Origin of the sequence: Dactylosporangium sp. NPDC051541 (assembly GCF_044454505.1) — a bacterium.
In the GTDB taxonomy this organism is placed as follows: Bacteria; Actinomycetota; Actinomycetes; order Mycobacteriales; family Micromonosporaceae; genus Dactylosporangium.
Window position 1 is genome coordinate 389208 of record NZ_JBITDU010000007.1, and the last position, 23745, is coordinate 412952.

At 72.4% G+C, this 23745-nt stretch carries 20 protein-coding genes and 1 pseudogene; 6 read left to right on the plus strand and 15 right to left on the minus strand.

All coding sequences use genetic code 11. From position 1 onward, the window contains the following. Position 1 precedes the first annotated feature (1 nt). On the minus strand, positions 2–1225 hold the full coding sequence (locus ACIA8L_RS30970) for an MDR family MFS transporter (protein WP_395910115.1): 1224 nt from the start codon (positions 1223–1225) through the stop codon (positions 2–4). Between the two features lie 93 nt (positions 1226–1318). Here ACIA8L_RS30970 and ACIA8L_RS30975 point away from each other — a divergent pair, with 93 nt between their 5' ends. Then, positions 1319–1966, plus strand: a complete 648-nt coding sequence (locus tag ACIA8L_RS30975) for a class I SAM-dependent DNA methyltransferase (RefSeq protein WP_395910116.1) — start codon at positions 1319–1321, stop codon at positions 1964–1966. A gap of 78 nt (positions 1967–2044) precedes the next feature. Further along, positions 2045–3748, plus strand: coding sequence for a S8 family serine peptidase (locus tag ACIA8L_RS30980; RefSeq protein WP_395910117.1), 1704 nt, complete (start codon positions 2045–2047; stop codon positions 3746–3748). A gap of 88 nt (positions 3749–3836) precedes the next feature. On the opposite strand, the gene ACIA8L_RS30985 is transcribed toward ACIA8L_RS30980, so the two are convergent. Then, a complete protein-coding gene (locus tag ACIA8L_RS30985; protein ID WP_395910118.1) occupies positions 3837–4568 on the minus strand; it encodes a Crp/Fnr family transcriptional regulator in 732 nt (243 codons plus the stop codon). Between the two features lie 92 nt (positions 4569–4660). Here ACIA8L_RS30985 and ACIA8L_RS30990 point away from each other — a divergent pair, with 92 nt between their 5' ends. Then, complete coding sequence (locus ACIA8L_RS30990) at positions 4661–5305, plus strand: chemotaxis protein CheB (protein ID WP_395910119.1); 645 nt, start codon at positions 4661–4663, stop codon at positions 5303–5305. A gap of 444 nt (positions 5306–5749) precedes the next feature. On the opposite strand, the gene ACIA8L_RS30995 is transcribed toward ACIA8L_RS30990, so the two are convergent. Together ACIA8L_RS30995 and ACIA8L_RS31000 are read right to left on the minus strand one after the other, a co-directional pair. Further along, positions 5750–6076, minus strand: a complete 327-nt coding sequence (locus ACIA8L_RS30995) for a hypothetical protein (protein WP_395910120.1) — start codon at positions 6074–6076, stop codon at positions 5750–5752. Between the two features lie 296 nt (positions 6077–6372). Next, positions 6373–7653 carry a YbiU family protein gene (locus ACIA8L_RS31000; protein WP_395910121.1) on the minus strand — a complete coding sequence of 427 codons (1281 nt, stop codon included), beginning with the start codon at positions 7651–7653 and terminating at the stop codon, positions 6373–6375. A gap of 88 nt (positions 7654–7741) precedes the next feature. On the opposite strand from ACIA8L_RS31000, the gene ACIA8L_RS31005 reads away from it, so the two are divergent. Continuing rightward, the gene (locus tag ACIA8L_RS31005) at positions 7742–8800 is read left to right on the plus strand and encodes an ROK family protein (RefSeq protein WP_395910122.1); all 1059 of its coding nucleotides are present in this window, start codon (positions 7742–7744) and stop codon (positions 8798–8800) included. A gap of 225 nt (positions 8801–9025) precedes the next feature. On the opposite strand, the gene pcaC is transcribed toward ACIA8L_RS31005, so the two are convergent. The 3 genes and pseudogenes from pcaC to ACIA8L_RS31020 form a co-directional block, all read right to left on the minus strand. Further along, on the minus strand, positions 9026–9412 hold the full coding sequence (pcaC, locus tag ACIA8L_RS31010; protein ID WP_395910272.1) for a 4-carboxymuconolactone decarboxylase: 387 nt from the start codon (positions 9410–9412) through the stop codon (positions 9026–9028). Between the two features lie 57 nt (positions 9413–9469). Further along, positions 9470–10174 (minus strand): annotated as a pseudogene (locus ACIA8L_RS31015) (alpha/beta fold hydrolase); the annotation flags it as partial. After that, positions 10171–11460, minus strand: a complete 1290-nt coding sequence (locus ACIA8L_RS31020; protein ID WP_395910123.1) for a lyase family protein — start codon at positions 11458–11460, stop codon at positions 10171–10173. The pseudogene ACIA8L_RS31015 and the gene ACIA8L_RS31020, both read right to left, overlap by 4 nt. A 100-nt stretch (positions 11461–11560) precedes the next feature. Here ACIA8L_RS31020 and ACIA8L_RS31025 point away from each other — a divergent pair, with 100 nt between their 5' ends. Beyond that, on the plus strand, positions 11561–12319 hold the full coding sequence (locus tag ACIA8L_RS31025; RefSeq protein ID WP_395910124.1) for an IclR family transcriptional regulator: 759 nt from the start codon (positions 11561–11563) through the stop codon (positions 12317–12319). Between the two features lie 5 nt (positions 12320–12324). Here the strand turns inward: ACIA8L_RS31025 and ACIA8L_RS31030 are convergent, their stop codons facing one another. The 8 genes from ACIA8L_RS31030 to ACIA8L_RS31065 all read right to left on the minus strand — a co-directional run bounded on the left by ACIA8L_RS31030 (position 12325) and on the right by ACIA8L_RS31065 (position 19920). After that, on the minus strand, positions 12325–13197 hold the full coding sequence (locus ACIA8L_RS31030; protein WP_395910125.1) for a metal ABC transporter permease: 873 nt from the start codon (positions 13195–13197) through the stop codon (positions 12325–12327). Further along, positions 13184–14035 (minus strand): metal ABC transporter permease, encoded by an 852-nt coding sequence (locus tag ACIA8L_RS31035; RefSeq protein WP_395910126.1) that lies wholly within the window; start codon positions 14033–14035, stop codon positions 13184–13186. Before ACIA8L_RS31035 ends, ACIA8L_RS31030 begins: the two co-directional genes overlap by 14 nt. Beyond that, on the minus strand, positions 14035–14688 hold the full coding sequence (locus ACIA8L_RS31040; RefSeq protein WP_395910127.1) for a metal ABC transporter ATP-binding protein: 654 nt from the start codon (positions 14686–14688) through the stop codon (positions 14035–14037). The genes ACIA8L_RS31035 and ACIA8L_RS31040 overlap by 1 nt, the downstream gene beginning before the upstream one ends. Beyond that, a complete protein-coding gene (locus ACIA8L_RS31045) occupies positions 14681–15628 on the minus strand; it encodes a metal ABC transporter substrate-binding protein (protein ID WP_395910128.1) in 948 nt (315 codons plus the stop codon). The genes ACIA8L_RS31040 and ACIA8L_RS31045 overlap by 8 nt, the downstream gene beginning before the upstream one ends. A 241-nt stretch (positions 15629–15869) precedes the next feature. Next, on the minus strand, positions 15870–16250 hold the full coding sequence (locus tag ACIA8L_RS31050; protein WP_395910129.1) for an SCO5389 family protein: 381 nt from the start codon (positions 16248–16250) through the stop codon (positions 15870–15872). After that, positions 16241–17200, minus strand: coding sequence for an ATP-binding protein (locus tag ACIA8L_RS31055; RefSeq protein ID WP_395910130.1), 960 nt, complete (start codon positions 17198–17200; stop codon positions 16241–16243). Before ACIA8L_RS31055 ends, ACIA8L_RS31050 begins: the two co-directional genes overlap by 10 nt. Before the next feature lie 105 nt (positions 17201–17305). Beyond that, positions 17306–18514 carry a CHAT domain-containing protein gene (locus tag ACIA8L_RS31060; protein ID WP_395910131.1) on the minus strand — a complete coding sequence of 403 codons (1209 nt, stop codon included), beginning with the start codon at positions 18512–18514 and terminating at the stop codon, positions 17306–17308. After that, positions 18511–19920, minus strand: coding sequence for a hypothetical protein (locus ACIA8L_RS31065; RefSeq protein WP_395910132.1), 1410 nt, complete (start codon positions 19918–19920; stop codon positions 18511–18513). The genes ACIA8L_RS31060 and ACIA8L_RS31065 overlap by 4 nt, the downstream gene beginning before the upstream one ends. 830 nt (positions 19921–20750) lie before the next feature. On the opposite strand from ACIA8L_RS31065, the gene ACIA8L_RS31070 reads away from it, so the two are divergent. Further along, positions 20751–23411, plus strand: a complete 2661-nt coding sequence (locus ACIA8L_RS31070; RefSeq protein WP_395910133.1) for a hypothetical protein — start codon at positions 20751–20753, stop codon at positions 23409–23411. The last annotated feature ends 334 nt before the right edge of the window (positions 23412–23745 follow it).

Here is a 23745-nt window from a genome sequence, read left to right on the forward strand (position 1 = left end):
GCTATTGCCGGTCAGTGGTGGCGGTCCGGCGCCGGACGGCCGGGCCGAGCAGCAGCATGCCGACCGCGGCCAGCAGGCCCGTCGCGCCGACCGTGCACCACAGGGTCCCCACCCCGGCCGTCAGCAGGCGGCTGCCGGCCAGCGGGGCGACGGCCGAGGCGAGAGCCCAGGCAAAGCCATAGATTCCGTTGTACCGCCCGCGCAGCCGAACCGGAGCCAGCGCGGCGACGATCGCGCCGCCGATGCCGGCCGTGACGATCTCCCCGGCGGTCCACACGGCGACGGTCAGCGCCAGCCCGGCCATCGTGGTGACGTACGCGGTCGCGGCGAAGCCCAGCGCCATCACGGCCAGGCCGAGCGCCATCACGCGGGGCGGGTCGAACCGGTCCAGGCGGGCCGCCACGAACGGCTGGAAGGCGACGATGAGCAGGCCGTTGAGGGCCATCGCGAGCCCGAACTCGCGCGGGCTCAGGCCGGCGACGTCCGTCATCGCCACCGGCAGCATGGTGACCGTCTGCAGGTACACCAGCGCCTGGCCCAACGTGATGCACGTGAAGGCCACCATGGTCCGGTCGCGCAGCACCGCACCGAACCCGCCGGCCGGTCCGGCTCCGGGAGCGCCGGGCGCCGGCCTGGTCTCCGGCACGGCCCGCCACACCAGGACGGCGAACACGACGCACGTCACGGCGTCGGCCCAGAACAGCCAGGAGAAGCCGAGGCCGGCCAGCCAGCCGCCGGCCACCATCGCGACCGCGTAGCCGAGGTTGACCGCCCAGAACAGCAGCCCGAACGCCCGCGGCCGCAGCGCCGGCGGGACCAGGTCGGCGACGAGCGCGCTGGACGCCGGCCGGTAGGCGTCGATGAGCAGGCCGAGCACGAACATCGCGGCGATGATGGCGGGCAGCGACGTGCTGTAGCCGACGGCGAGCATGACCGCGGCGGTGGCGAGCATGCTCCCGCACAGCGTGGCCCGCCGCCCGATCCGGTCCGTGAGCAGCCCGGCGATCAGCTGCGAGAGCAGCGACCCGACGCCGAAGAGCGTCATCGCGAGCCCGGCCACGGCGACGGAGAAGCCGCGGGCCTGCGTCAGGTACACGCCGGTGAACGGCAGCACCATCGTGCCGAGCCGGTTGACCAGCGTGCCCGACCACAGCGCCCAGAACGGGCCGGGCAGTGCGCTTCGCCGTCGCTGGACCGGCGGTGTGGAGATCCCCGTTGTCGTCACGCGCACAGCGTCGGACCCAGCCGTCCCGGAGATCCAACGTCTTAGTTCAGGCTAAATCGAAGGCGCGATGGTACAGCGGCTAAGGTGCCCCATATGTCGGACGATGACTGGCTGGCCAACACCCGCACCTCCTACGACACCGTCGCCGTCAGCTACGCCGCGATGCTGGGTGACGCGCTCGCCGACGCGCCGTACGAGCGCGGTGTGCTCGGGATCTTCGCCGAGCTCGTGCACGCCGGCGGCGGCGGACCCGTCGCGGACATCGGCTGCGGGCCGGGGCGCATCACGTCGCACCTGCACCGCCTGGGCCTGGACCCGTTCGGCGTCGACCTGTCGCCCGGGATGATCGCCGTGGCCCGCCAGGAGCACCCGGATCTGCGCTTCGAGGTCGGGTCCATGACGGCGCTCGACATCGCCGGCGGCGCGCTCGGCGGCCTGCTCGCCTGGTTCTGCCTCATCCATGTGCCGGAAGACGCGATTCCGGGCGTTCTCGCGGAATTCCACCGCGTACTACGGCCCGGTGGTGTCGCACTCCTGGCATTCCACGCGGGGGAGGGCACCCGCCACAAGACGGACGGATACGGCGGGCACCCCATGGACGTCTACGTGCATCGGCGCACGTCCGCGCAGGTCGCGGCGTGGCTGCGGACGGCCGGGTTCACCGTCGAGCTCGAGATGCTGCACCACGGAGACGCGCGCAAAGAAGGTGCGTTCCTCATCGCCCGGACCCCCTTGCATTAACGGGTTCGGCGCGAAAGGGTTCCGCCACCGCCCAGCGGCACTGTCTGATATCCCCATTCCCTCGACCAGGGAGGTTATGTGGGATACAAGAGAAAGCTCACCGGCGTGGCGGTCGCGGCCGCGACGCTGACGCTGACCGCGGCCGGCTTGGCGTCGGCCCCGGCCTACGCCGACAACTCGGCCACGGCGGAGTACACCGTCGTCGCCGCGGACAACGTCTCCGCCGCTGACGCCGCCGCCGCCATCTCCAAGGCCGGCGGCAAGGTGATCAGCAGCAACGACGCGGTGGGCATGTACACGGTGCAGGCGCCGCAGAACGGGTTCGTCGAGAAGGCGGGCGCGTCCAGCCAGCTCGTCGGCGCGACGCACAAGGCGGCCATCGGCAAGGCTCCGAAGAAGGAGCAGCCCGGTGACGTCGAGCGCGAGGCCCAGCAGGCGGCGAAGGCCGCCAAGCGGGGCGGGAACAAGCCGGCCACGGCCGGGATGGACCCGCTGGACGACAAGCTGTGGGGCCTCACGACCGTCCGGTCGGACAAGGCGCGGAAGGTCAACGCGGGCGACAAGCGCGTGACCGTCGGCGTCCTGGACACCGGTGTCGACGCGTCGAACCCCGACATCGCCCCCAACTTCAACTGGGCGCTGTCGAAGAACTTCGCGAAGGACATGGTCGACATCGACGGCCCGTGCGAGGTCGCCAGCTGCCTCGACCCGGTCGGCACCGACGACGGCGGCCACGGCACGCACGTCGCCGGCACGATCGGCGCGGCGGCGAACGGTCTCGGCGTGTCCGGTGTGGCGCCGAACGTGTCGCTCGTCGAGCTCAAGGGCGGCCAGGACTCCGGGTACTTCTTCCTGGAGCCCGTCGTCAACGCGCTCGTGCACGCGGCCAACAACGGCATCGACGTGGTCAACATGTCGTTCTACGTCGACCCGTGGCTGTTCAACTGCACCGCCAACCCGGCCGACTCCCCGGCCGCGCAGGCGGAGCAGCGCACCATCATCAAGGCGATGTTCCGCGCTCTGACCTACGCCCACCTCAAGGGCGTGACGCTGGTCAGCGCGCTGGGCAACAACCACGATGACAAGGGCCACCCCCGCGCCGACATCTCCAGCCCGGACTACCCCGCCGACACGGCCTACGAGCGGCCGATCGACAACGGTTCGTGCTGGGACCTGCCGACGGAGGGCCCCTTCGTCATCAGCGTCACCGCGCTCGGCCCGTCGCTGAACAAGGCGGACTACTCGGACTACGGCACCGAGCGGGCGACCGTCTCGGCACCGGGCGGATACTTCCGCGACGGTCTGGGGACCGACACCTATCGGACCGTCGGCAACGAGATCCTGTCGACGTATCCGAAGAAGGTGCTGCAGGAGGAGGGTACGGTCGACGCCGACGGCAACGTCGTCGCGGGCTTCGAGGACTCCGTCTTCAAGGCCTGCAACGCGGCCGGCCAGTGCGGCTACTACACCTACCTGCAGGGCACGTCGATGGCCTCGCCGCACGCCTCCGGTGTCGCGGCGCTGATCGTTAGCGCGCACGGCAGCAAGCAGGGCCGCAACGGCTTCGGCCTGGACCCGTGGAAGGTCGAGTACATCCTGACCCACACGGCGGCCGAGCACGCCTGCCCGAACCCGCCGCTGGTCTCGTACGTCGACGTCGGCCGTCCGGCCGAGTTCGACGCGCTGTGCCAGGGCACCAAGCAGTTCAACGGTTTCTACGGTCACGGCATCGTCGACGCCTACGCCGCGGTCACCGCCCACACCCCGTGGGATCACCACTAGGAACACCCGGGCCGCCCCGCAACGTGCACCCGCACGCGGCGGGGCGGCTTCGTGTCCGCCCCTTTCGCGGCCGTCCCCGCGCGACCCGTCACGCCCGGCGGCGGAGATTGTCGAACTCGGCGCGGACGATCCGGTAGCAGTCACAGGCGGCCTCGGCGAGGCGGTCCCGGTCGTCGATGGTGATGAGGCCGCGGGTGTAGCTGATCAGGCCGGCATTGTGCAGGACCCCGGCGGTGATCGAGACGGTCGCGCGGCGCACCCCGAGCATCTGGGCCAGGAACTCCTGGGTGAGCGCGAACCGCGTGTCCCCGACCCGGTCCGCGGTCATGAGCAGCCAGCGGGCCGTGCGCTCCTCGGTGGTGTGCAGCCGGTTGCAGGCGACGTTCTGCGACAACTGGACCATCGTCGCCTGGATGTAGCGGTGCAGCAGCCGGTGCAGCGCCCCGTCGTGCGTCAGGAAGTCCCGCAGCTCGTGCGTGCGCATCCGCAGGGCCAGCCCCGCGACCTGGGCGAAGACCGTGTTCGGGCTGGCGCTCGCGCCCAGGAACACCGGCAGCCCGCTCATCCCCTCCCGCCCGATCGTGGCGACCTCCACCGCCGTCTCGCCGTCGACGACCGAGACCATCGACAGGACGGCGCTCGCGGGGAAGTAGACGTGGCCGATCGGCTCACCGGAGTCGTAGACGAGGTCCCGTACCTCCATCTTGACCGGCTCCAAACGGCCGGCCATCCGCGCGAACTCCTCGTCGGGCAGCGCGGCCAGGACAAAATTGTCGGCCCGCATCGCGGCGACGGCGGCGGAGTCTCCGAGCTGCTCCATGGATGGCCCCCTTCTCGGTGGCGGTCGATCCACCGCTACCCGCTCGGTGCGCACCTATGCGCGGTGGCGTACACAGCGCTTAGACTGGCCGTATGTCAGGCGGCGTACGCAGCGGTCACAGCGTGGCCGAGTTCGACGTGGCGGTCATCGCGGCATCGCTCGGCGGCCCCGTCGCGCTGGGCCAGGTCCTGGCCGCGATGCCGGCCGACTTCCCCGTCCCCGTCCTGGTCGTCCAGCACCGCCCGCCGGAGCTCGACGGCCGGTTCGTCGACGCGCTGCAGTCCCGCACCCAGCTCCCCGTCCGCACCGTCACCGACGACGAGCCGGTGAACACGCCCGGCATCGGCGTCCTGCCACCCCGGCACACCGCCGCCGTCAACCCCGACGGCCACCTCCACCTGCGCACCGCCGACAGCGGCCGGACCGTGGACCCGCTCCTGGAGAGCGTCGCCGCACACTGCCGCCGCCGAACCCTGTGCATCGTCCTCACCGGCCGCCTCGACGACGGCGCCGCCGGCGTCCGCGCGGTCAAACGCCACGGCGGCCGCACGATCGTGCAGCAGCCGTCCACCGCCCAGGCCCCCGGCATGCCCCTGGCCGCCCTGGCCACCGGCTGCGTCGACCTGGTCATGCCCCTGTCCCACATCTCGGCCGCGATGATCGCCCTGGCCATGGCCCCGGGCGCCGCCGACCTGTTCCGCGTGGCACCCCCGTCCTGGGCCGACCTGGCCGCCTGACCCGCTCGCCACCCCGACCCGCGGCCAGCACCACCGTTCCGGGCTGCTCACGTGGCTCGAACCGCGCGCCCCGCCACGCCCGCCATGTCGTCGGTGTCGCCGTGCGGGTGCCGTGAGCGCCGGCACCACTGTTCGGGGCTGCTCGCATGGCCTGAACCGCGCGCCCCGCCACGCCCGCCATGTCGTCGGTGTCGCCGTGCGGGAGCCTTAAGTCGCTGCGCCGCAGGATGGCGCTGGTGTCGCCCATCCGGGTGCATGAGCGTCGCGCCGGGTGGTGGCGCGGGAACGTCGTCCGAGTGCGTGCGGCGGCTCGGGTCAGTGTCCGGGCCCGGCGGGGCAGCGGCCCAGGGCGGTGAGTGCGGGAGCGGGCGGCGGTGGGGCAGTAGCGAGCGGCGGTGAGGCGGTAGCTGGCGGCGGTGTGGGGCGCTCGCGGGCGGTGGCGGTTCAGTGGCCGGGGCGGAGGGGGTCGCTGCGGGTGGCGGAGGGGCGGAGGGTCTCCTGCGTGGCCGCTATTCGGGCGGTCGAGCGGACGATCCGGACGTCGGCGCGGCGTTTGGCGTCGGCGATGCGTGCGCGGAGGTGCTCGGCGTCGTGGCGGATGCGGGCCAGGCGGTGGGCGGCCTGGCGGGATTCGATGGCTTCCCGGCGCCGGTCGAGGGTGAGATCGTCCATCTGCACGATCGCACCGTCGCGGAGCGTGTCCAGGCAAGGCCCCTGGCGCTCCCGATACTGGATCTCGTCAACCCGGGCGGCAAGCGCAGCGCTGCTCACGACCGTGAACGCCCGCCGCTGCCGCCGCACGATAGCCCCGCAGCCGCCGGCCGATCGATCACTGCGGCGACGAGGTGCACCATCCGTTCGAGGAACTCGTCAAGGTCCGACGCCTCGACGAGCAGCCACAGCAGCCGCGCGGACGCGGCCTTCCTCGCTGGTGGTGGGGGTGGCGGCGGGGGTCCTGCTCGTCAGCCGCACAGCGCCAGCTTCACAGCGCCAGCTTCACAGCGCCAGCTTCACGGCGCCAGCTTCACAGCGCCGGGTCCGGCCTCAGTGCGGGCAAGGTCGGCGCCTCAGGATTGGAGGCCCAGGCCGCGGCGGCCGATTTCGTTGAGGTCGGTGGGGTGGAAGCGGTTGGGCCAGTCGCGTTCGTAGTGCTCGGCGGGGAAGTCGGTCGGGCTCTCGCCCTTGGTGAACGCGTCGCGGACCGAGGTGGCGTAGTCCTCGTTGCGGGGGCACCAGGGGGCGGCTGGGATGTACATGACGTTGCCCCAGCCCTGCTGGGCCTCGACGGGCGCGACGCTGTGGATCATGTCGCAGTGCCACCAGACGGAGTCGCCGGCCTTGACGTCGGGGATGCCGGAGAGGGCCTCCATGAGCGGGGCGTGCCACTTGTGGCCGGCCGGGAAGACCTGGTTGACGGTGACACCGCACATGTCGTCGTCGGGGACGTCGGGCAGCAGCGGGCGCAGCATCAGGTAGGCCATCGCCTCCGGGATCGGCACCGTGTGCAGGACGCCCTGGTCGTGGTCCATGTCGGACAGGGCGGTCCAGCCCTGGAAGGTGCGGAAGGCCGAGCACATCGTCGAGCCCGGGTATTGCGGGCCGGACGTGCGGTAGGCGGCGTCCCACGGGTCGTACTGCTCGACGCTGCCGTCGAACAGGTGCCGGAACGTCTGCTGATAGGCCTGCGTCATCCACAGGTCGAGCGTGCCCGGGTCGAGGTGGGTGCCGAGGCCGGCCGAGTCCGCGCCTTCGGGGCGGCGGCGGATGCGGTCCGGATACAGCGAGTCGCGGCCCGGGTCGAACCAGGTCACGCCGTCGGACTCGTGCTTCCACTGGCTGTTGAGGAACGCCTGGACGTTGGCCATCCGCTCGCTCTGCCGGGCCTGCATCTGCGCCGGTGACCAGTAGATCGGGTAGATCTCGGGCTTCGAGCCGACGCTGCCGAAGAAGTCGTCGCCGGGGCCGCGGTAGTTTTCGAAGAACCGGTTGCTCTCGACGTAGTCGACGATGTCGGCGTCCCACCGCAGGGCCTGCTCGCGCTCGAAGTGCCCGCGCACCACGAGGCAGCCGCGCCGGCGCAGCTGGTCGAGCTGGGCCGGGGTGACGGTGCCGTCGGCGATGTCGGCGTATTCGATCACCGGCCAGACCGTCTCGCCGCGGCGGCGGGCGGCGGTGATGTCGTCGACGGCGGCCTGGACGCGCGCCTCGACGACGGCGAAGACCTCCTCGACGGTACGGCCGGACGCCTCGATCCGTTCGCGCAGCGCGGCCTTGATCTCGCGGGTGGCGGCCTTGAGGTCGGCGGGGGTCTGCTCCCAGTGCGGCAGCGTCGTCGTCGGAACGGACACGGCTGATCCTTTCTAGGCAAGTCTCCTTACTTGAAGAAGGTACCCCCGCATGCTTTTCAAGGCAAGGCCCTTGACTAGAATGGTGGGCGTGGAGCGATCCTCACCGGACGTGGTCCGCTCGGTCACCGACGAGCAGGTGCTGCGCGCCCTGATGCGCCGCCGCCGGCTCACCCGGGCCGAGCTGGCGCTCGCGATCGGCATCTCCAAGCCGACCGCGGGGGAGAGCGTCCGCCGCCTCACCGAGCGCGGCCTGGTCGCCGACACCGGCGAGCGCACCCCGGGCGGCCGCGGGCGCGGGCGGGTCGGCTCCTATTACGCCCTCGCGCCGACGGTCGGCACGGCGCTCGCGGTCGTCATCGCGCCCGAGGGCATCGTCGCCGAGGCCGTCGACGTGTACGGCGACACCGTGGCCCGCGCGACCCGGCCGGCCGTCCCGGGGCAGGTCGCCGCCGCCTTCGAGGCCGTCGCCGCCGAGATCGACCAGGTCGGACCGCCGATCCGGGTCGCCGTCGTCAGCGCGGCCGACCCGGTCGACCGCACCACGGGCCGCCTCGTGCACCTGCCCGACTCGCCGTTCCTGGTCGGGGCGCTGGACCCGGCCGCCGTCCTGGGCAAAGCCGGCTCCGTCATCGTCGACAACGACGTCAACTGGGCCGCCCGGGCCGAAAGCGACAACCGCAGAGACTTCGCATATTTGTACTTGGGGGAGGGCCTGGGCTGCGCAATCGTCAACGACGGCGAGGTCCGCCGCGGCCACAGCGGCCTCACCGGCGAGATCGCCCACGTCCTGACCGAGGGCCCCGACGGCCGCGCCGTGCCCTTCATCGAGCTCTTCGGTGTCCTGGGCCTGCGCCAGACCGGTTCGACCGCCATCGACGTGCCGCGGCTGCTCGCCGACCCGGCCGCACACCCGAAACTTGGCACTGCGGTCAGTGGCATCATCGCCGCTGTGGTCGCCTTGGCCGATCCGCAGGAGGTGGTCCTCGGGGGCTCCTGGGGCCCCGCCCTCGCCGACGAGATCCGCGCGGCCACCGCCCGCAGCCCGCGCCCGGTCCCCGTCCGCGCCGCCGCCGTGACCGACAACCCGGTGCTCACAGGCGTCCGCGGCGAGGCCCTCAACCGCCTGCGCAGCTTGGTGACGAGCTGAAAAGCGGTGACGTGACGAGAAGAAAGAGGAGTGCACGGCCGGGAGCGGGGCGCGACCGTCGAACGGTGAGCTCGACCGGGCGGCGTCGAACGCGGCGCGGATCTCGGGCGCGGTGCCGTCGACGGGGACCGACCCGCGGGCGGACGAGCCGTTGCCCAGCCGTGTCGGCGTGGTCATGAGGGCCGCAGAGCCCCTCGTGAACGGCTGAAAAGGCGTGACGCCGAACTACGGTGCCTGGTCGTCGAGGTCGTGCAGGACGCGCTGGGCGATGCGGAAGGCGGTGTTCGCGGCCGGCACTCCGCAGTAGATCGCGGTCTGCAGCAGCACCTCGGCGATCTCGTCGTCGGTGAGGCCGTTCGCGCGGGCGGCCCGCACGTGCATCGCCAGCTCCTCATGGTGGCCGAGCGCGACCAGGGCGGTGAGCGTGACCAGCGAACGGCTGCGGCGGTCGAGGCCCGGGCGGGTCCAGATGTCGGCCCACGCGTGCCTCGTCACCAGGTCCTGGAAATCGCGGGTGAACGGAGTGGTGGCCGCGGCGGCGCGGTCGACGTGCGCGTCGCCGAGGACGGCCCGGCGCGCCTCGGCCCCGGCCGCCACCCGCGGGTCGAACAGCTCGTCGAGCAGGACCGCGACCGCCGCCGGCGCCTCGGCCGGGGCCAGGTGGGCGACGCCGTCCAGGACGACCAGCCGGCCCGCCCGCACGCCGTCGGCGATCTCGGCCAGGCCGGCCGGCGGGGTCACGGCGTCGTCGGCGCCGGCGATCGCGAGCACCGGCGTGGCGATCGTGGCCAGCCGTGCGCGCACGTCGAACGAGCCGAGGGCCCCGCAGACGTGCGCGTAACTCTCGGCGTCCGTCGCGCGCAGGGCGTCGATCAGGGCGGTCACGACGGCCGGCTCGCGGCGCGATAGACCCTGGGCGAACCAGCGCTGGAGGGAGCCGTCGACGACGGCGGCTGTACCCCCGGCCCGGACCAGCTCCGCGCGCTCCCGCCACCCGGTCGGCTCGCCGATGCGGGCGCCGGTGCACAGCAACGCGGCCGCAGTGATCCGCTGCGGGGCGTCCAGCAGCAGCCGCAGCCCCACGGCGCCGCCGACGGAGACACCGGCGTAGTGGAACGCCTGGCCGGGCCGGGACCGCTCGACCAGTTCGAGGACGCCCCGGGCCAGATCGCCCAGGTCGAACGCTTCAGCGGCGGGAGCGCTCCGGCCGTGGCCCGGAAGATCAAAACCGATGATGTGGTACTGCCCGCGAAGCTGCCCGACACAACGCGTCCACAGCGCCTCCGTCGAGGTGCCGAGCGACGGGCCGAGCACGAGGAGCGGACGGTCGGGCGCGTCGGCGAACACGGTCGCGGTCAGCACTGGCGTCGTCATGGAGCGACCTCCCGGGCCCGGTCGAGGGCGGCATCGATGATCTCGTTCGCGGCACCGGAGTATGGCTCACCCGGCGCAGCGTCCGGCGCGATGGAGCGCTGCTCGGCGTCGATGCCGGGCCGGGCCGCGGCGAGCGTGGCCGCCATCCGTTCGGTGTCGACGGTGAGACGCCGCAGCAGTTCCGACATCTGCGATCCGGCGGCGGCGGTACGGCGAGCGAGTGCCCGTAGCGTCGCCCACTCGACATGCCAGGCCCCGTCGGCGCGCTCGTCGACCGTGGACGCGGCGGCGACGTGCAGGGTGGCCGCCAGGCCCGGTGCCGCTAGCGCCGCTCGCCGAACGAGCACCGCTAGCACCGGATTGCGCTTGTTCGGCATCGCCGACGACCCGCCGTGTCCTTCGGCCGGCTCCTCGACCAGTTCGCCGATCTCGGGTCGCGACCCGGTGAGCACGTCATTGGCGATCCGGCCCCAGGCGTCGGTGCACGTGACGAGCGCGTCGCCGATCCGGGTGATCGGGATGCGGTTGGTGTGCCACGGATCCCGGACCGGCAGCCCCAACGCCGCCGCGGTGGCCGCCACGAGCCGCCTCGCCCCGTCCGCCGCACCGGCACGTGCGGCGCGCTGCGGGTGCTCCGCCATCGCCGGGTCGGTGCGCTCGGCGGCGTCGGTGCGCTCGGCGGCGTCGGCCAGGGCGGTTATCGCGGCCAGGCTGCCGGCGGCGCCGCCCAGCTGGATCGGGAGGGCGGCGGTGACGGCGGACAAGTGGTCGCGGGCGTCCAGGATCTGGGTCAGCCAGGTGGCGAACTTCAGGCCCGCGGTTATCGGTACGGCGTGCTGGGTGAGGGTGCGGCCCGGCATCGGGGTCGAGCGGTGGCGGTGGGCGAGCGCTGACAGGCAGTACACCTGGGAGAGCAGTTGCTCGTGCATGACGGCGGTGGCGGTGCGCAGGCACAGGACCAGTGCCGTGTCGAGGGTGTCTTGGCTGGTGAGGCCCTTGTGCAGCCAGGTTGCGGCGGCGGCGTTGCGGGCGGCCAGGCGGGGGCGGAGCCGGTTGAGCAGCGGGATGACCGGGTTGCCGCCGGACTCGGCGGCCGCGGCGATCTGCGGGATGTCGGCGTCGTCGAGGAGGCCGTGCAGGTCGTCGGCGGCGGGTGGCGGGGCCACCCCGGCGTCCGCCAGCGCGCCGAGCCAGGCCGCCTCGACCTGGATCATCGCGGCCAGGACGGCGGCGTCGGCGAAGATGTCGGCGGCGCGCTCGTCGCCGGGCCAGAGGAGGTCCGTCACCAGGGCAACCATAGGCGTCCGGGCCGGGTCGCGGCGACAGTACGCTTCCACTGGGCGGAATCGCGGCATTCGCGGGCCGGGAACGCGGGCGGGAGGGCGGATGGCCGGGAATGCGGGGCGGCGCGGGGCTTCGGTCACGTCGCGGGCGTTGGATCTGCTGGGGGCGTTCGACGCCGAGCACCGCAGCCTCACGCTGACCGGGCTCGCGCGGCGGGCCGGGCTGCCGGCGGCGACCGCGCATCGGCTGGCGGGGGAGTTGGTGCGGTGGGGGGCGTTGCAGCGGCAGGAGTCGGGGGAGTACGTCATCGGGCGGCGGCTGTGGGACCTCGGGCTGCTGGCGCCCGTGCAGACGGGGCTGCGGCAGGCGGCCTCGCCGTTCCTGCACGACCTGTACGCGGCCACGCTCGCCACCGTCCACATCGCGGTGCGTGACGGGGCGCAGGTGCTGTACCTGGACCGGGTCTCGGGCAATGCGTCGGTGCCGATCGTGAGCACGGTCGGGTCGCGGCTGCCGATGCACGCGACCGGGGTCGGCAAGGTGCTCCTCGCGCATGCCGACGAGGGTGTCCTCGGTGTGGCGCTGGGTGCGCTGACGCGGGTGACGCCGTACACGGTCACGCAGCCGAAACGGCTGCTCGAGCAGCTTCGGCGGGTGCGCGCCGACGGCTACGCCACGACCGGCGAGGAGATGAGCCTGGGCGCGTGCTCGGTCGCCGTGCCGGTGCGCGGCGACGGCGGTGCGGTCGTCGCCGCGCTCGGCGTCGTCGTGCCCGATCTGCGCCGCCAGCTGCCGCGCCTGGTCTCGGCTCTCCGCGTGGCCGCGCAAGGCATCGGGCGGGTGCTCGTCAGCGGACGTTGACCGGCTCAGGAATCGGCGGGCAACGCTGGTGGCACCGGCGATCGGGCGGGCGTCCGCCGGCGGATGGCGACGGGTGTCAGGAGGCGGCGGGTCGCCGTGGCGGTCAGGGAGAGGATGAAGCAGGTGGCCGCCAGGAGGCTGATCGCGCCGCCGGCGGCCACGTCGAACCAGCGGGACACATACAGGCCGCCGGTCGCGCTGGCCACGCCGATCACCACCGCGGCCGCCGTCATCGGGCCGAGGCGGTCGGTCCACAGCCTGGCCGCGCCGGCCGGAGCGACCACGAGGGCGAGGGTCAGGATGGTGCCCACGGCCGGTACCGCCGTCGCGACCACCGCCTCGATCAGCACCAGCATCAGCAGGTCGATCGCGCCGGTGCGGTAGCCGGCGGCGCGGGCCCCGGCCGGGTCGAACGCCGTGAACACGAGCTCCTTGTGCAGCGCGGCGAGGATGAGGGCCACCGCGGCCGTCACCGCCGCGGCCACGAGCAGGTCCGAGGTGGCGACCGTCAGGATCGAGCCCGTGAGGTACGCGGTGAGGTCGCGCGTGAAGCCGCTCTGCGCCGACATCAGCGCGACGCCCAGCGCGAACCCGGCGGCCAGTGCGACGGCGGTGGCGGTGCTCGGGTCGTGGCCGCGGCGGCGGGACAGCGCGGTGACCGCGAGCGCTGCTAGGAATCCTGCCGCCGCTCCGCCCAGGTAGAGGTTCAGGCCCGTCACCGCGGCCATCACGACACCCGGGAACGTCGCGTGCGTCATCGCCATGGTGAAGAACGCTTGGCGGCGCAGGACGACGTGGACGCCGATGAGGGCACAGACCGTACCCACGAGCAGGGCTTCGACGAGGGCGCGATGGAAGGCCGTATCAAGCCACGACACGCCTGGCTCCCCGGGCTGTGAGCAGGGTCAGGAGATAGACCGAGACCAGTGTCAGCACGACGGTCGCGCCGCCGGCCAGGCGCAGGCCGTAGGTGATCGACGCGTGGTAGCTGATGAGCAGGCCGAGGGCGCCGCAGAGCGCGGCGACGGCGACGGCGGTGGTGGTGATCGGGACGATGCGCGTGCAGATGAGCCGGCCGGCCGCGGCCGGGACGACGAGCAGGGCGATGACGAGCAGCGTGCCCACCGACTGGGCGGCGGCGACCACGACCAGCGCGACGGCGAGATTCAGGACAAGATCCAAGCGGCCGATTCGGTACCCCATCGACGCGGCCGCCTGCGGGTCGAACGCGCGCAGCACGAGTTCCTTGTGGAGCAGGGCGAGCGTCAGCAGGACGACGGCGGCGACGAGCGCGGTCTGCACGATCTGCCCGCGGTTCACGGTGAGGAGCCGGCCGAACAGGAACGACGTGAGGTCGGCGGTGTACGAGGCGCGCCGCGAGACCAGCACCACGCCGACGGCGAACATCGCGGCGAGCAGCACGGCCAGGGCGGTGTCGTCGGTGACCCGGCGGGACCGGGTGAAGACGGTCAGCAGGATCGCGGTCACCGCGGCCGCCAGCAGCGCGCCCGGGAAGACGCCGTCGACGCCGGCAGTGACGAAGCCGAGCACGACGCCGGGGAACACGGTGTGCGTCATCGCGTCGGCGACGAACCCGAGCCGGCGCATCAGCACGTGCACGCTGACGGCACCGGCGAGGACGGCGAGCAGCAGCAGCTCGATCAGCGCGCGGGCCATGAAGGGGACGGTGAAGGGAGCGATGACCAGGTCGTACATCAGCGCTCCGCCGGGCTGAGGGGCCAGGTCTGGTCGGCGAAGTCGCGGGCCAGGTGCAGGTCGTGGGTGGAGATGAGTACGGCCGTGCCCGCGCGTTTGCGATCGGCCAGCACGTGCAGCAGCGCGTCGCGGCTCGTGGCGTCCACGCCGCTGAACGGTTCGTCCAGCAGGAGCAGGCGCGGTTGCGCGGCGATGGCACGGGCCAGCAGGACGCGCTGGCGTTGGCCGCCGGAGAGGGTGCCGAACGTCGCGCGGGCGCGGTCGGCCAGGCCCACCTGGTCGAGGGCCTCGGCCGCGATGCGTCTGTCGTCCCGGCCGGGGCGGCGCAGCCAGCCGATCCGGCGGTATCGGCCCATGAGGACGACCTGGGCCACGGAGATCGGGAACTGCGCGTCCAGGGTGTCGGCCTGCGGCACATACCCGACGTCGCGCCGGGCGGCTTGTGGCGATCGGCCGAGGACACTGACGGTACCCCCGACGATTGGAACCAGGCCCAGCACCGCCTTGATCAGCGTCGATTTGCCGGCGCCGTTGGGTCCGATGAGCGCGACGACCTCGCCCGCCCCGACGCGGCCGGTGACCGCGGTGAGCACCGGCTGCGCGTCGTAGGCGACCGCGGCGTCCTGGATCGCCAGCGCGACGGGCTCAGGCACCGAGCGCTCGCACGATGACGTCGGTGTTGTGCTCCTCCATCTTGAGGTACGTGTCACCGTCCGACCCCGCCGGCCCGAGCGTGTCACCGTAGAGCGCGTCCTCGCCCGCGACGACCTTCACGCCGGCCTGCTTCGCGATGGCCTCGGCCGTCTTCGGCGGCAGCGAGCTCTCGGAGAACACCGCCTTGGCGCCGGTCTGCTTGATCTTCGCGACGATCTGGTCGATGTCCTGCGCGGAGAGCTCGGCCGACGTGTCGAAGCTCGGGATGATCGAACCGACGAACTCCAGCTGGTACCGGTCGATGTAATACCCGAACGCGTCGTGGTTGGTGACCAGCTTGCGATTGTCCGGGGGCAGCTTGCCGATCTTCGCCTGGATGTCGGCGTCGAGCTGGTCGAGCTTCGCCGAGTAGTCGGCGAGGTTCTTCGCGTAGGCCGCGGCGTCGGCCGGGTCCGCATTCGCGAATGCTTTCGCGATGTCCTGCACCATGATTCTGGCGTTGCGGGGGTTGTGCCAGATGTGCGGGTCCCCGGCGGCCTCCTCTTCCTCGCCGTTGCCCTGACGCACCGGCACGCCCGCGCTGGCGTCCACAGTGGAGCCCTTGAACCCGGCCGAGGCGATGGTCTCGTCGAGCCACTGCTCCAGCCCGAGCCCGCTCTTGACGACCACCTTGGCCGCGCCGATCGCGGTGATGTCGGCCGGCGTCGGCTCGTAGTCGTGGGGGTCGATGTTGGGCTTGAGGATCTGGGTGACGGTCACGTGGTCGCCGCCGATGTTGCGGGCGAAGTCGGCGACCTGCGTGGTGGTGGCGACGACGGCGAGCCGGCCGCCCGCGCCGGGCTGGGCGGCGGCACGGTCACCGGTAGCGGCGCCGTCACCGCACGCGGCGAGCGACACCACCACCGCGGCGATGAGCGGAACAGCCATGATCAAGCGCATGGGCTAGACGGTACTCGTTTTCATTTTCAATAACGAGCCGTCGTATCGCGATGTACGCATGCCGCCACCGCGGCCGCCGGGCCTGTCACCGTGCTGGTCCGCAGCGACCCGGCGGCCGTTCCCGGCACGCGGGCGCGGAGCCGAACCGTTGGCCGGCGCCCGGTTCACGGTGCGTGGACCCGCGCCGCTCGACCGGCGCGACCCGCGCGCGACGCGGCCACGCACCTCGCGGTCGGCGGGTTCAGCAGTCGCGCAGCTCCGGCGACTGGTTGAGCAGCTGGGCGCGCGGGGAGACGAACGCGTGATACCGGTCGGTCTTCTCGGCGAACGCGGCCACCCGGTGGCAGTTCTGGAACGCGAGGACCACCCCGAAGTGCCGCTCCAGGCCGCCGCGGATAGCGTCGCTGGCCAGGGCCCGCAGCAGCTGACCGCGCTCGGCCTCGGACGGCGGCGGCACGCTGTGGTCGGCGAAGTCCCCCGTCGTGTGCAGGTCGGCGGCGACGCCGCTGATGATCTGCCAAGCGTATGGCAAGGATTCGCGAATACATGCGATGAATTCGGCATCGTCGACCGGGCCGGTTTCGGCCCGCTCCAGCAGGGCGGTGGGAACGTTCAGGGACATGTGACTCCTCCTAGGGTGAACGCGGGATCGATCTGGCCGGTCAGGTCGATGCCGGCGCGGGTGTTGCCCCACGCCGTGGCGTTGCGGATGTGGAACTCGGCGGCCTGCGTGGCGTACCGCCGCCAATCCTTCTCGCAGTTGTCCAATGTGGAGTGCATTGTGGACAGTGCGTGCGCGTTGGGCGGCTCGAGCCGGCTGATCGGCAGGACCCGGCCGCGCTCGGCCGCCTTGACGAAGCCGGACCGGCCGAAGTGGCACAGCAGGTCGGCGCCGACCTGCTCACGCAGGAACGCGAGGTCGTCGGCGTCATCCACTTTGTTGCCGACGACGACTGTCTTGACGCCGTGGTCGCGGGCGTAGCCGACGTACTGCCGGTAGACGCCGACGCTGCGCACCGTCGGCTCGCACACCAGGAACGTCAGATCGAAGCGGGTGAACAGCCCGGACGCGAACGAGTCGGCGCCGGCCGTCATGTCGACGACCGCGTATTCGCCGGGCCCGTCGACCATGTGGTTGAGCAGCAGCTCGACCGCGCCGACCTTCGAGTGGTAGCAGGCCACCCCGAGGTCATCGGCGGCGAACGGGCCGGTCACCGCCAGGCGCACCCCGCCGACGGTGTGCACCAGCCGGTCGTACAACGGGTTCGGACCATCCACGCCGATCGTGCGCGACCCGAAACCGGGCGGCGTGGTCTTCAGCATTTCGCGAATACTTGCGATGCGCGGGTTGTCGCCGCGAAGGTACTCCTTGATCACGTCGAGGTGGTCGCCGAGCGCGGGCAGCAGTGCCGCCGCGTCCGGGTCGGCCCCGAGCGCGACGGCCAGGTGCTGGTTGATGTCGGCGTCGAAGGCGAGGACGCGCGGTGCGTCCTGCGCGGCGAGGAATCGGCAGAACAGGGCGGCGAGGGTGGTCTTGCCGCTACCGCCCTTGCCGACGAAGGCAGCTTTCACCCCTTGTTGGTATCGGTTTTCATTTTCGACGTCAAGCCGAACGTATACGTGCGCATCACTGCATGTGATCGGTGCTCCCGGCGCGGCTTCTTCGCGCGGGCTTGTTCAGGGGCCGATGTGCACGAACGGGATCCACGCCGCCAGGTCCCGGCCGGAGCGTCGGCGCAGTGCTCGGACCGCGCGGTGCAGGGCGATCGCGCTGCGGTCCGGGTGCAGGGTGCCGCCGGCCGCCAGGTCCTGGTAGACGGCCGCGGCGACCTCGGCCGCGGTGCGGTCGCCGACGGACCAGAGGGTGGCGATCACGTGCCGGAAGCCGGTGAAGTGCAGGGCCGCGGCGAGTGTGATCGCCTCGTCCGGCAGGTTCGCGCCGCCGGTGGCGGTCTTGCAGGCGGACAGGAACGCGAACTCGTTGCGGTGCGCGTGGCGGCTGAGGTCGGCGATGGTCAGCGAGCCGTCGTACAGTTCGAGGCCGCCGCTGGACGGGTCGTCCAGGTCCTGGGAGCCGTGGCAGCTGAAGTGGACCCAGGCGTGGCGGCCGAGTTCGTGCAGGACGGCGGCGCGGGTGGCGGCCGTACCGCCGAGCTCGGTCCTTGTCGTTCCTGGAAACGCTTCGGCCAGCAGCGCCACCTCGTCCCGGACGAACGGCAGCGGCGCCTGGCCGGGGGGCTCGGGCAGGGCGACCACCAGCATGCGCGCGGCGTTGCTGGAAGTGTGTTTGCTCGCGCTGTGTTCGTTGTCCGGTCGGCGGGCGTCGCGGAGTGCTCGCAGGGTCGGGGTGTAGGACGAGACGACCCGGTCGATGACGGCGGCGCCGGGGATGTCGTGATGGCCGGCCGCGTGCACCGGCAGCAGGCTGAGCACGCCGGTCGGGCACCACCACACGCGCTGGTCCGGCCCGTCGAGGTGGTCCAGGATCCGTTCCGCGAACGCGTCCCACATCCACGCCGTGATGTCGGCCAGCGCGTCCGGTTCGGTGCCGGGCTCGTACCGCGGCCGGAGATCGCGGTCGGCCGGAGGTGCGCCGAGCGCGGTGAGGTACCGTCCGACCTGGTCGAAGACGTCGCCCTTGCGCAGGTCCGGCAGGTTGAGGACCTCGACGCCGTCGACCCGGACGATGAGCGCGTCACAGCGGCCCGAGCCGACGTTGATGACGACGACCGGCCCACCCGCGGCGGCCGGCAGCAGGTCGGCGAGGCGCGGCGGGCGCAGGAAGTCGGCGAACCCGTCCAGTCGGCGGATGTCGGCGAGAACATCGTCCCAGGCCCGGGCGCGGGCCATGCGCCGGTCGAGCTCGAGCGTGACGTCGGGCATCATCCGCGGACCACCAGGCGGTCACGGAACGCTGGGTCGCGGTACCCGTAGATGCCGTCGGCGCCGGTCAGGAGCTGGCGGTCGCGGGCGTCGTCGAGGAATCGCAGGAGGTGCAGCGGCAGCCGTCCTCGAGCCGCCAGGTACAGCCGGGCCACCGCGAACTGCGACCAGGACAATGCCGTCGCTGTGAACAGCAGCCCGGCCCCGGCACCGAACACCGCCCCGGTGACCGCCGCGACTCCGAGCCCCGGCCGCGACGGCATCTCGTAGTACAGCTCCAGCATCAGCACGTACGGCGGCCAGAGCACGGCGAACACCGCGACACTGCCGAGGAGCACGCGCAGCCCGGTCCGCCGCCCCGCATCGGGGTGCTCGACGCTGGGCTCGACGGCCGCGCCGGTCTCGCGGCGCAACGCCCCCGCGACCGCGCCGACGGCCACCGCGACCACGATCAGCACCAGCAGGAACGACACGACGACCCCGCCGCTCAACCGGGTGCCGTGCCGGGCCAGCATCTCGTCGAAGATCCGCCAGGAGTCCTCGGGCCAGCGCAGCCAGTACGTCAGCAGCTCGACCCCACCGAGGTACACCCCCCACACCAGCCCTTTGCGGGCCCCCTGGCCCGCGCTGCGCCGGTCACCGATCCGCCGCCCGGCCGTGCGTTTGGGCTTCGCCTTGCCCGGCCGCGTCCCGCCGACCCACATGAGCGCGCCGATCACCGCGACCAGCGCCAGCCACCGCAGATGCCCGCCGACCGCCAGCGGCGACGCGACACCGCCGAGTCCGAACGTCGACGCGTCGAACGTCACGTCCATCGCCCGGCGAAGATCCCCGGGAAAGCCGGGCGCGAGCCGTTCGCACAGGGCATACCCGGGCCACAGCGTCACCTCGAACGCCCCGGCCGCCAGCAGCGCCCCGATCACCGCCGCGGGCGCGGGCCGGACGAGCGCGGGGACGTTGTGCCATCGGATGTCGTAGCGGTGCGCCCGCTCCAGCCCGCGGGCCAGGAACGTGAACCAGCGGCGCGCCTGGTCGGGCGAATACGGATCGTCAGGCCCATAAACCGCAAAGAGCTGATTTGAGGTGTACTGCCGGCTGGTGCGCTCCTCGTTGCCGTCTTCTCGACCTGCGCCGGCCTGGTCGTCCGTCCGCGCTCCGCTATCGCCCGGCGCGGCCTCCGCGGCCCCAGCCGTGCGACGGTAGTTGTCGAGCTCGCCGATCCGCAGCTGCCCCAGCTCGATCACGGCCGAAGCCTGCGGCCTTCCACCTGCGGCCGCCTGCCGGTAGGCATGGGTCTCGGCGGTGAGGACGAACGGCCCCGGGTACGCGTCAAGCCGTTCGAGCACCGCCGCCCGAACCGCCGGCGCCACCTCCTGCAGGCCGTCGAACAGCGGCAGAACCCTCCCCACCGCGACAAGCCGCTGCGCCGGCGTGACGCCGCCCCGCCCCGGTTCCCCAAGCCCGTCAACAGCGACCGCGATCCGAGCCGCAACCCAGTCCGCCGCATCACGCCGCCGCGCATCCCAGCCCGCGACCGGTACCACAATCGGAACGCACTGATTCGCCGTTGCACTGAAGTCCGTGTTCACCGTTGGGCTTGAGTTGGCTGCGTGTGGTGCCGCGTTCGCTGCGCGCGGCGTCGCGTCGGCTGCGTGCGGCGTCGCGTCGGCTGCGTGCGGCGTCGCGTCGGCTGCGTGCGGCGTCGCGTCGGCTGCAGTGGGTGCCGCGTTGGCTGCGTTCGCTCCGCGCAGCGTTGCGTTGGCTGCGTGCGGCGTCGCTTCGGCTGCGTTGGCTGCGCGCGGCGTGGCGTTGACTGCGCTGGGTGTCGCGTTCGCGGCGCGTGGCATTGCGTTCCCTGCGGCCAGGCGCAGCAGGAACACCGTCTTGCCACTGACCGCCCCGCCGAGCACGATGAGCCGCCCCGACGGCACCGCCGCGAACACCTCAGCCGGACTGAGCTCCCCGATGTCAGCCCCGTGGCCCATGCCATCGACCGGCCGAACCCGATTCGACAGCGCCGCCGGCAAATACACGCGATGCCGGAGCAGCTCAGCGCGCACCCATTCGCGATGCCAGCCCGCAAGCCGTTCGGCCGCCGCGTCGAGCGCCGTGGGCGAACTCCGTCGCATGCGCCCAGAATGGCATCGAGGCGGACCCGGAAACGATCGTTCGCACGGAGCGTCGACTGTGTCCGTTCGACCCGTCGGCTCACCCGCGCCGGCGCCGATAGGCTGACGCGGTGGCAGGCTGGTGGCAGCGGCAGGTCGGCTCCCGAGCGTGGAACACCCTGGCCTTCCTCGAGTGCTATGCCGCCAGAACGACCGGCGACGACATGGCGCAGCTGGCCGAGGCCGCCGCCAGCTTCGAGATCGCCGCCCGGCACGCCCCACCGGGCCCGCGCCGCAACCGCTACCTGGTCCGCTCGGCCGCGATGCGGATGGCCGTGTATCACCGCACCGGCACCACCCCCGACCTCGCGGCAGCGATCGCCATCCTGGAGGAGGTGCTGGCCTGCGACCCTCCGGACCTCGCCCAATACGCCGAAGCGACGGCCGAACTCGCCAGTGCCCTGCGGACCCGTTCCCGGCTGACCGACTCGCCGTCCGACCTCGACCGTGCCATCGCGCTGGTCCGCCGCGACCCGCCGCCGGGCCTGGATGAAGCCGCCCGGGCCGAGCTGTCCGGCGCCCTCGGCTCCGGCCTGCTGGCCCTGTTCCGCCGCAACGGGCACGAGGCCGACCTGACCGCAGCCATCGAAGCGCTGCGAACCGGCCACGACAACGAGGTCCTGCTGGCCGACGCGTTGCTGGAGCACGACCGGCGATTCGGCGCACTACCGGCGGCCGACCTCGATGCGCCGACCCCCGTCGACGAGGCGGTCACCATACTGCGGCAGGCGACGCTCGACCGGACGCACCAGCAGTGGTCACGGCGCCGCGGTAACCTGGCGATCGCCCTGATGCGGCAGGCCACCAACCGTCTTGACCCGGCCGGCCTGGACGAAGCCGTGGACCTGGCCCGCGAGGCCGGCGCCGAAGCGGCCGCGGGCTTCGACCGGCTGACCGCCAAGTACCACCTGGCCATTGTCCTGCGCGGGCGTTTCCAGGCCCGCGGCGACCCGGCCGACCTCGACGCCGCGGTGACGGCGCTGCGCGCTTCGCTCGACGGACTCCCCGACATGTCACCGGAGCGTCTGCCGCGACTGGACGCACTGGCCGAGATGCTCTCGGACCGAGCCGACCGTTTCGGTTCTCTCGCCGACTTCGACGAGGCCGTGGCGCTGCTGGAGAGCATCACCGACCGCCGGCCAACGGCCCGGCTGAGCCTGGTCCGAACCCTGGCCGCCCGGTCGTTCGCCGCGCACAACCGCGCCGACGGTGACCGCGCGATCGAGCTCGGCGAACGCTTGGTCGACGCCCTGTCCGCCCGGCCGTCGCCCGTGCGGGACCGCGCCGACGGTGCCCAGGCTGTGGAGCCTAGCGATCGCTCGGTCGACACCCTGGCCGAGCGGTCGTCGCCCGTGCGGGACCGCGCCGACGATGACAGGGCAGTCGAGCTCGGCGAACGCTTGGTCGACGAGCTCGAACCGGCCGGCACCGATGGCGTCTCGATCCGCTCGGCCCTCGGCGTGGCGTATGTCAGCCGGAGCCTCGGCACCGGTGATCGGGATGACGTGGAGCGGGCGGTCGAACTGCTGCGGGCCGCACTGCGCGACGCGACTCCGACCGAACGCGCTCGCCCGCCGCGGCTCCACAGCGACCTTGGTTCCGCCTTGGCCGCACGGTTCGCGATGACCGGGTCCAGGGCCGATCTCGACGACGCGGTAGAGCTGCAGCGTACGGCGAGCCGGGAGTGGCCCAAGGGCGACGCGAACCGCGCGGGGACGCTGATCCGGCTGTCGACCGTCCTGCGGTATCGGTTCAACCTCCACAACGCCCGCGCCGACATCGACGAGGCGGTCGACGTGCTGCGCGAGGCGGCGGGCACCAGGTCCGGCCTGCAGGCGCTCGCGCTGACGGTGCTGTCGGTCGCGCTGCAGAGCCGATACGAGCTCACCCACGACCCCGACGACCTGCACACGGCCGCCGAAGCCGCCCGCGGCGCCCTACGCGACGCCGAGCCGGGCGACGGCATGTACGTGACGCTCCTCAACAACCTGGGCGCGGTCTTGCTGACCATCTTCGAGGCGACCGGTTCCCGAGAAGACCTGGACGAGGCCGAGTACGCGCTGCGCACCGCCTCCGACGCCGAGGGCCGGGAGTCCGCCGACTGGTGGCTGACGAGACTCAATCTGGTCGGCATACTCCGAACCCGCTGGCAGTCCGACGGCGACGAGTCCGCCAGGCGCGAGGCCCTGGACTTGGCGACAGACGCCTTGACCACCTTGGCGGCCGCCACTCCAGCCCACGGCCAGATCCAGTTCGTCCGCGGCCAACTCCTACCCGACGCAACGGCCGCGATCGAAGCCTTCCGCACGGCCGCCGTGAACGAGCACCTCCCCGCCGCCACCAGAGCCCAGGCCGCGATCCGAGCCGGCCAACTGGCCCTGCAGCCCCGGACCGCACGCACGCCAACACCACCTGCGCCGGCCACAGCGACCGCCGCCGAAATGTACGCCATAGCCGTGTCCCTTCTCCCATCAGTAGCCTGGCGCGGCCTGGACCGAACCGACCAGGAGCGCAACCTGACCGACCTGGCCGACGTAGCCACCGACGCCGCCGAGGCCGGCATAACCGCCGACCGCCCAGACGTGGCGATCGAGCTCCTGGAACAGGGCCGCAGCGTGCTGTGGGGCCAACTCCTGGAGCAGCGAGCCGAACTGGACCGCCTGCGAGCAGCCGCCCCAGAACTGGCCGACCGCCTGGAAGCAGTGCTAGCAACCTCCCGCTTAGCAACCTGACCCCCATCACGAACCTGCTCACCGCCAACTCCTGCTCCTAACCGCCAAGTCCCGCAGCTCACCGCCGCAGCCCGCAGCCCGTCGCCGTCGCCCTCGTTTCCGGTCGTGGCCGTCGCGCCGTGGTCTTTGCTGCCGTTGCCGCCGCCGCAGCCGTGGTCTTTGCTGCCGTTGCCGTTGCCGCCGCTGTCGCTGTCGCCGTTGCCATCGTCGTCGTCGCCGCGACGGTCGCGGTCGTCACGGGTGGTCGCTGTCGCCGACGTGGTTGCTGTCGTTTCGCTGTCCGCGTCATCGGCGCTGAAGTGCTGAGCTCCTCCCGGCGACGCAGATCTGGGGG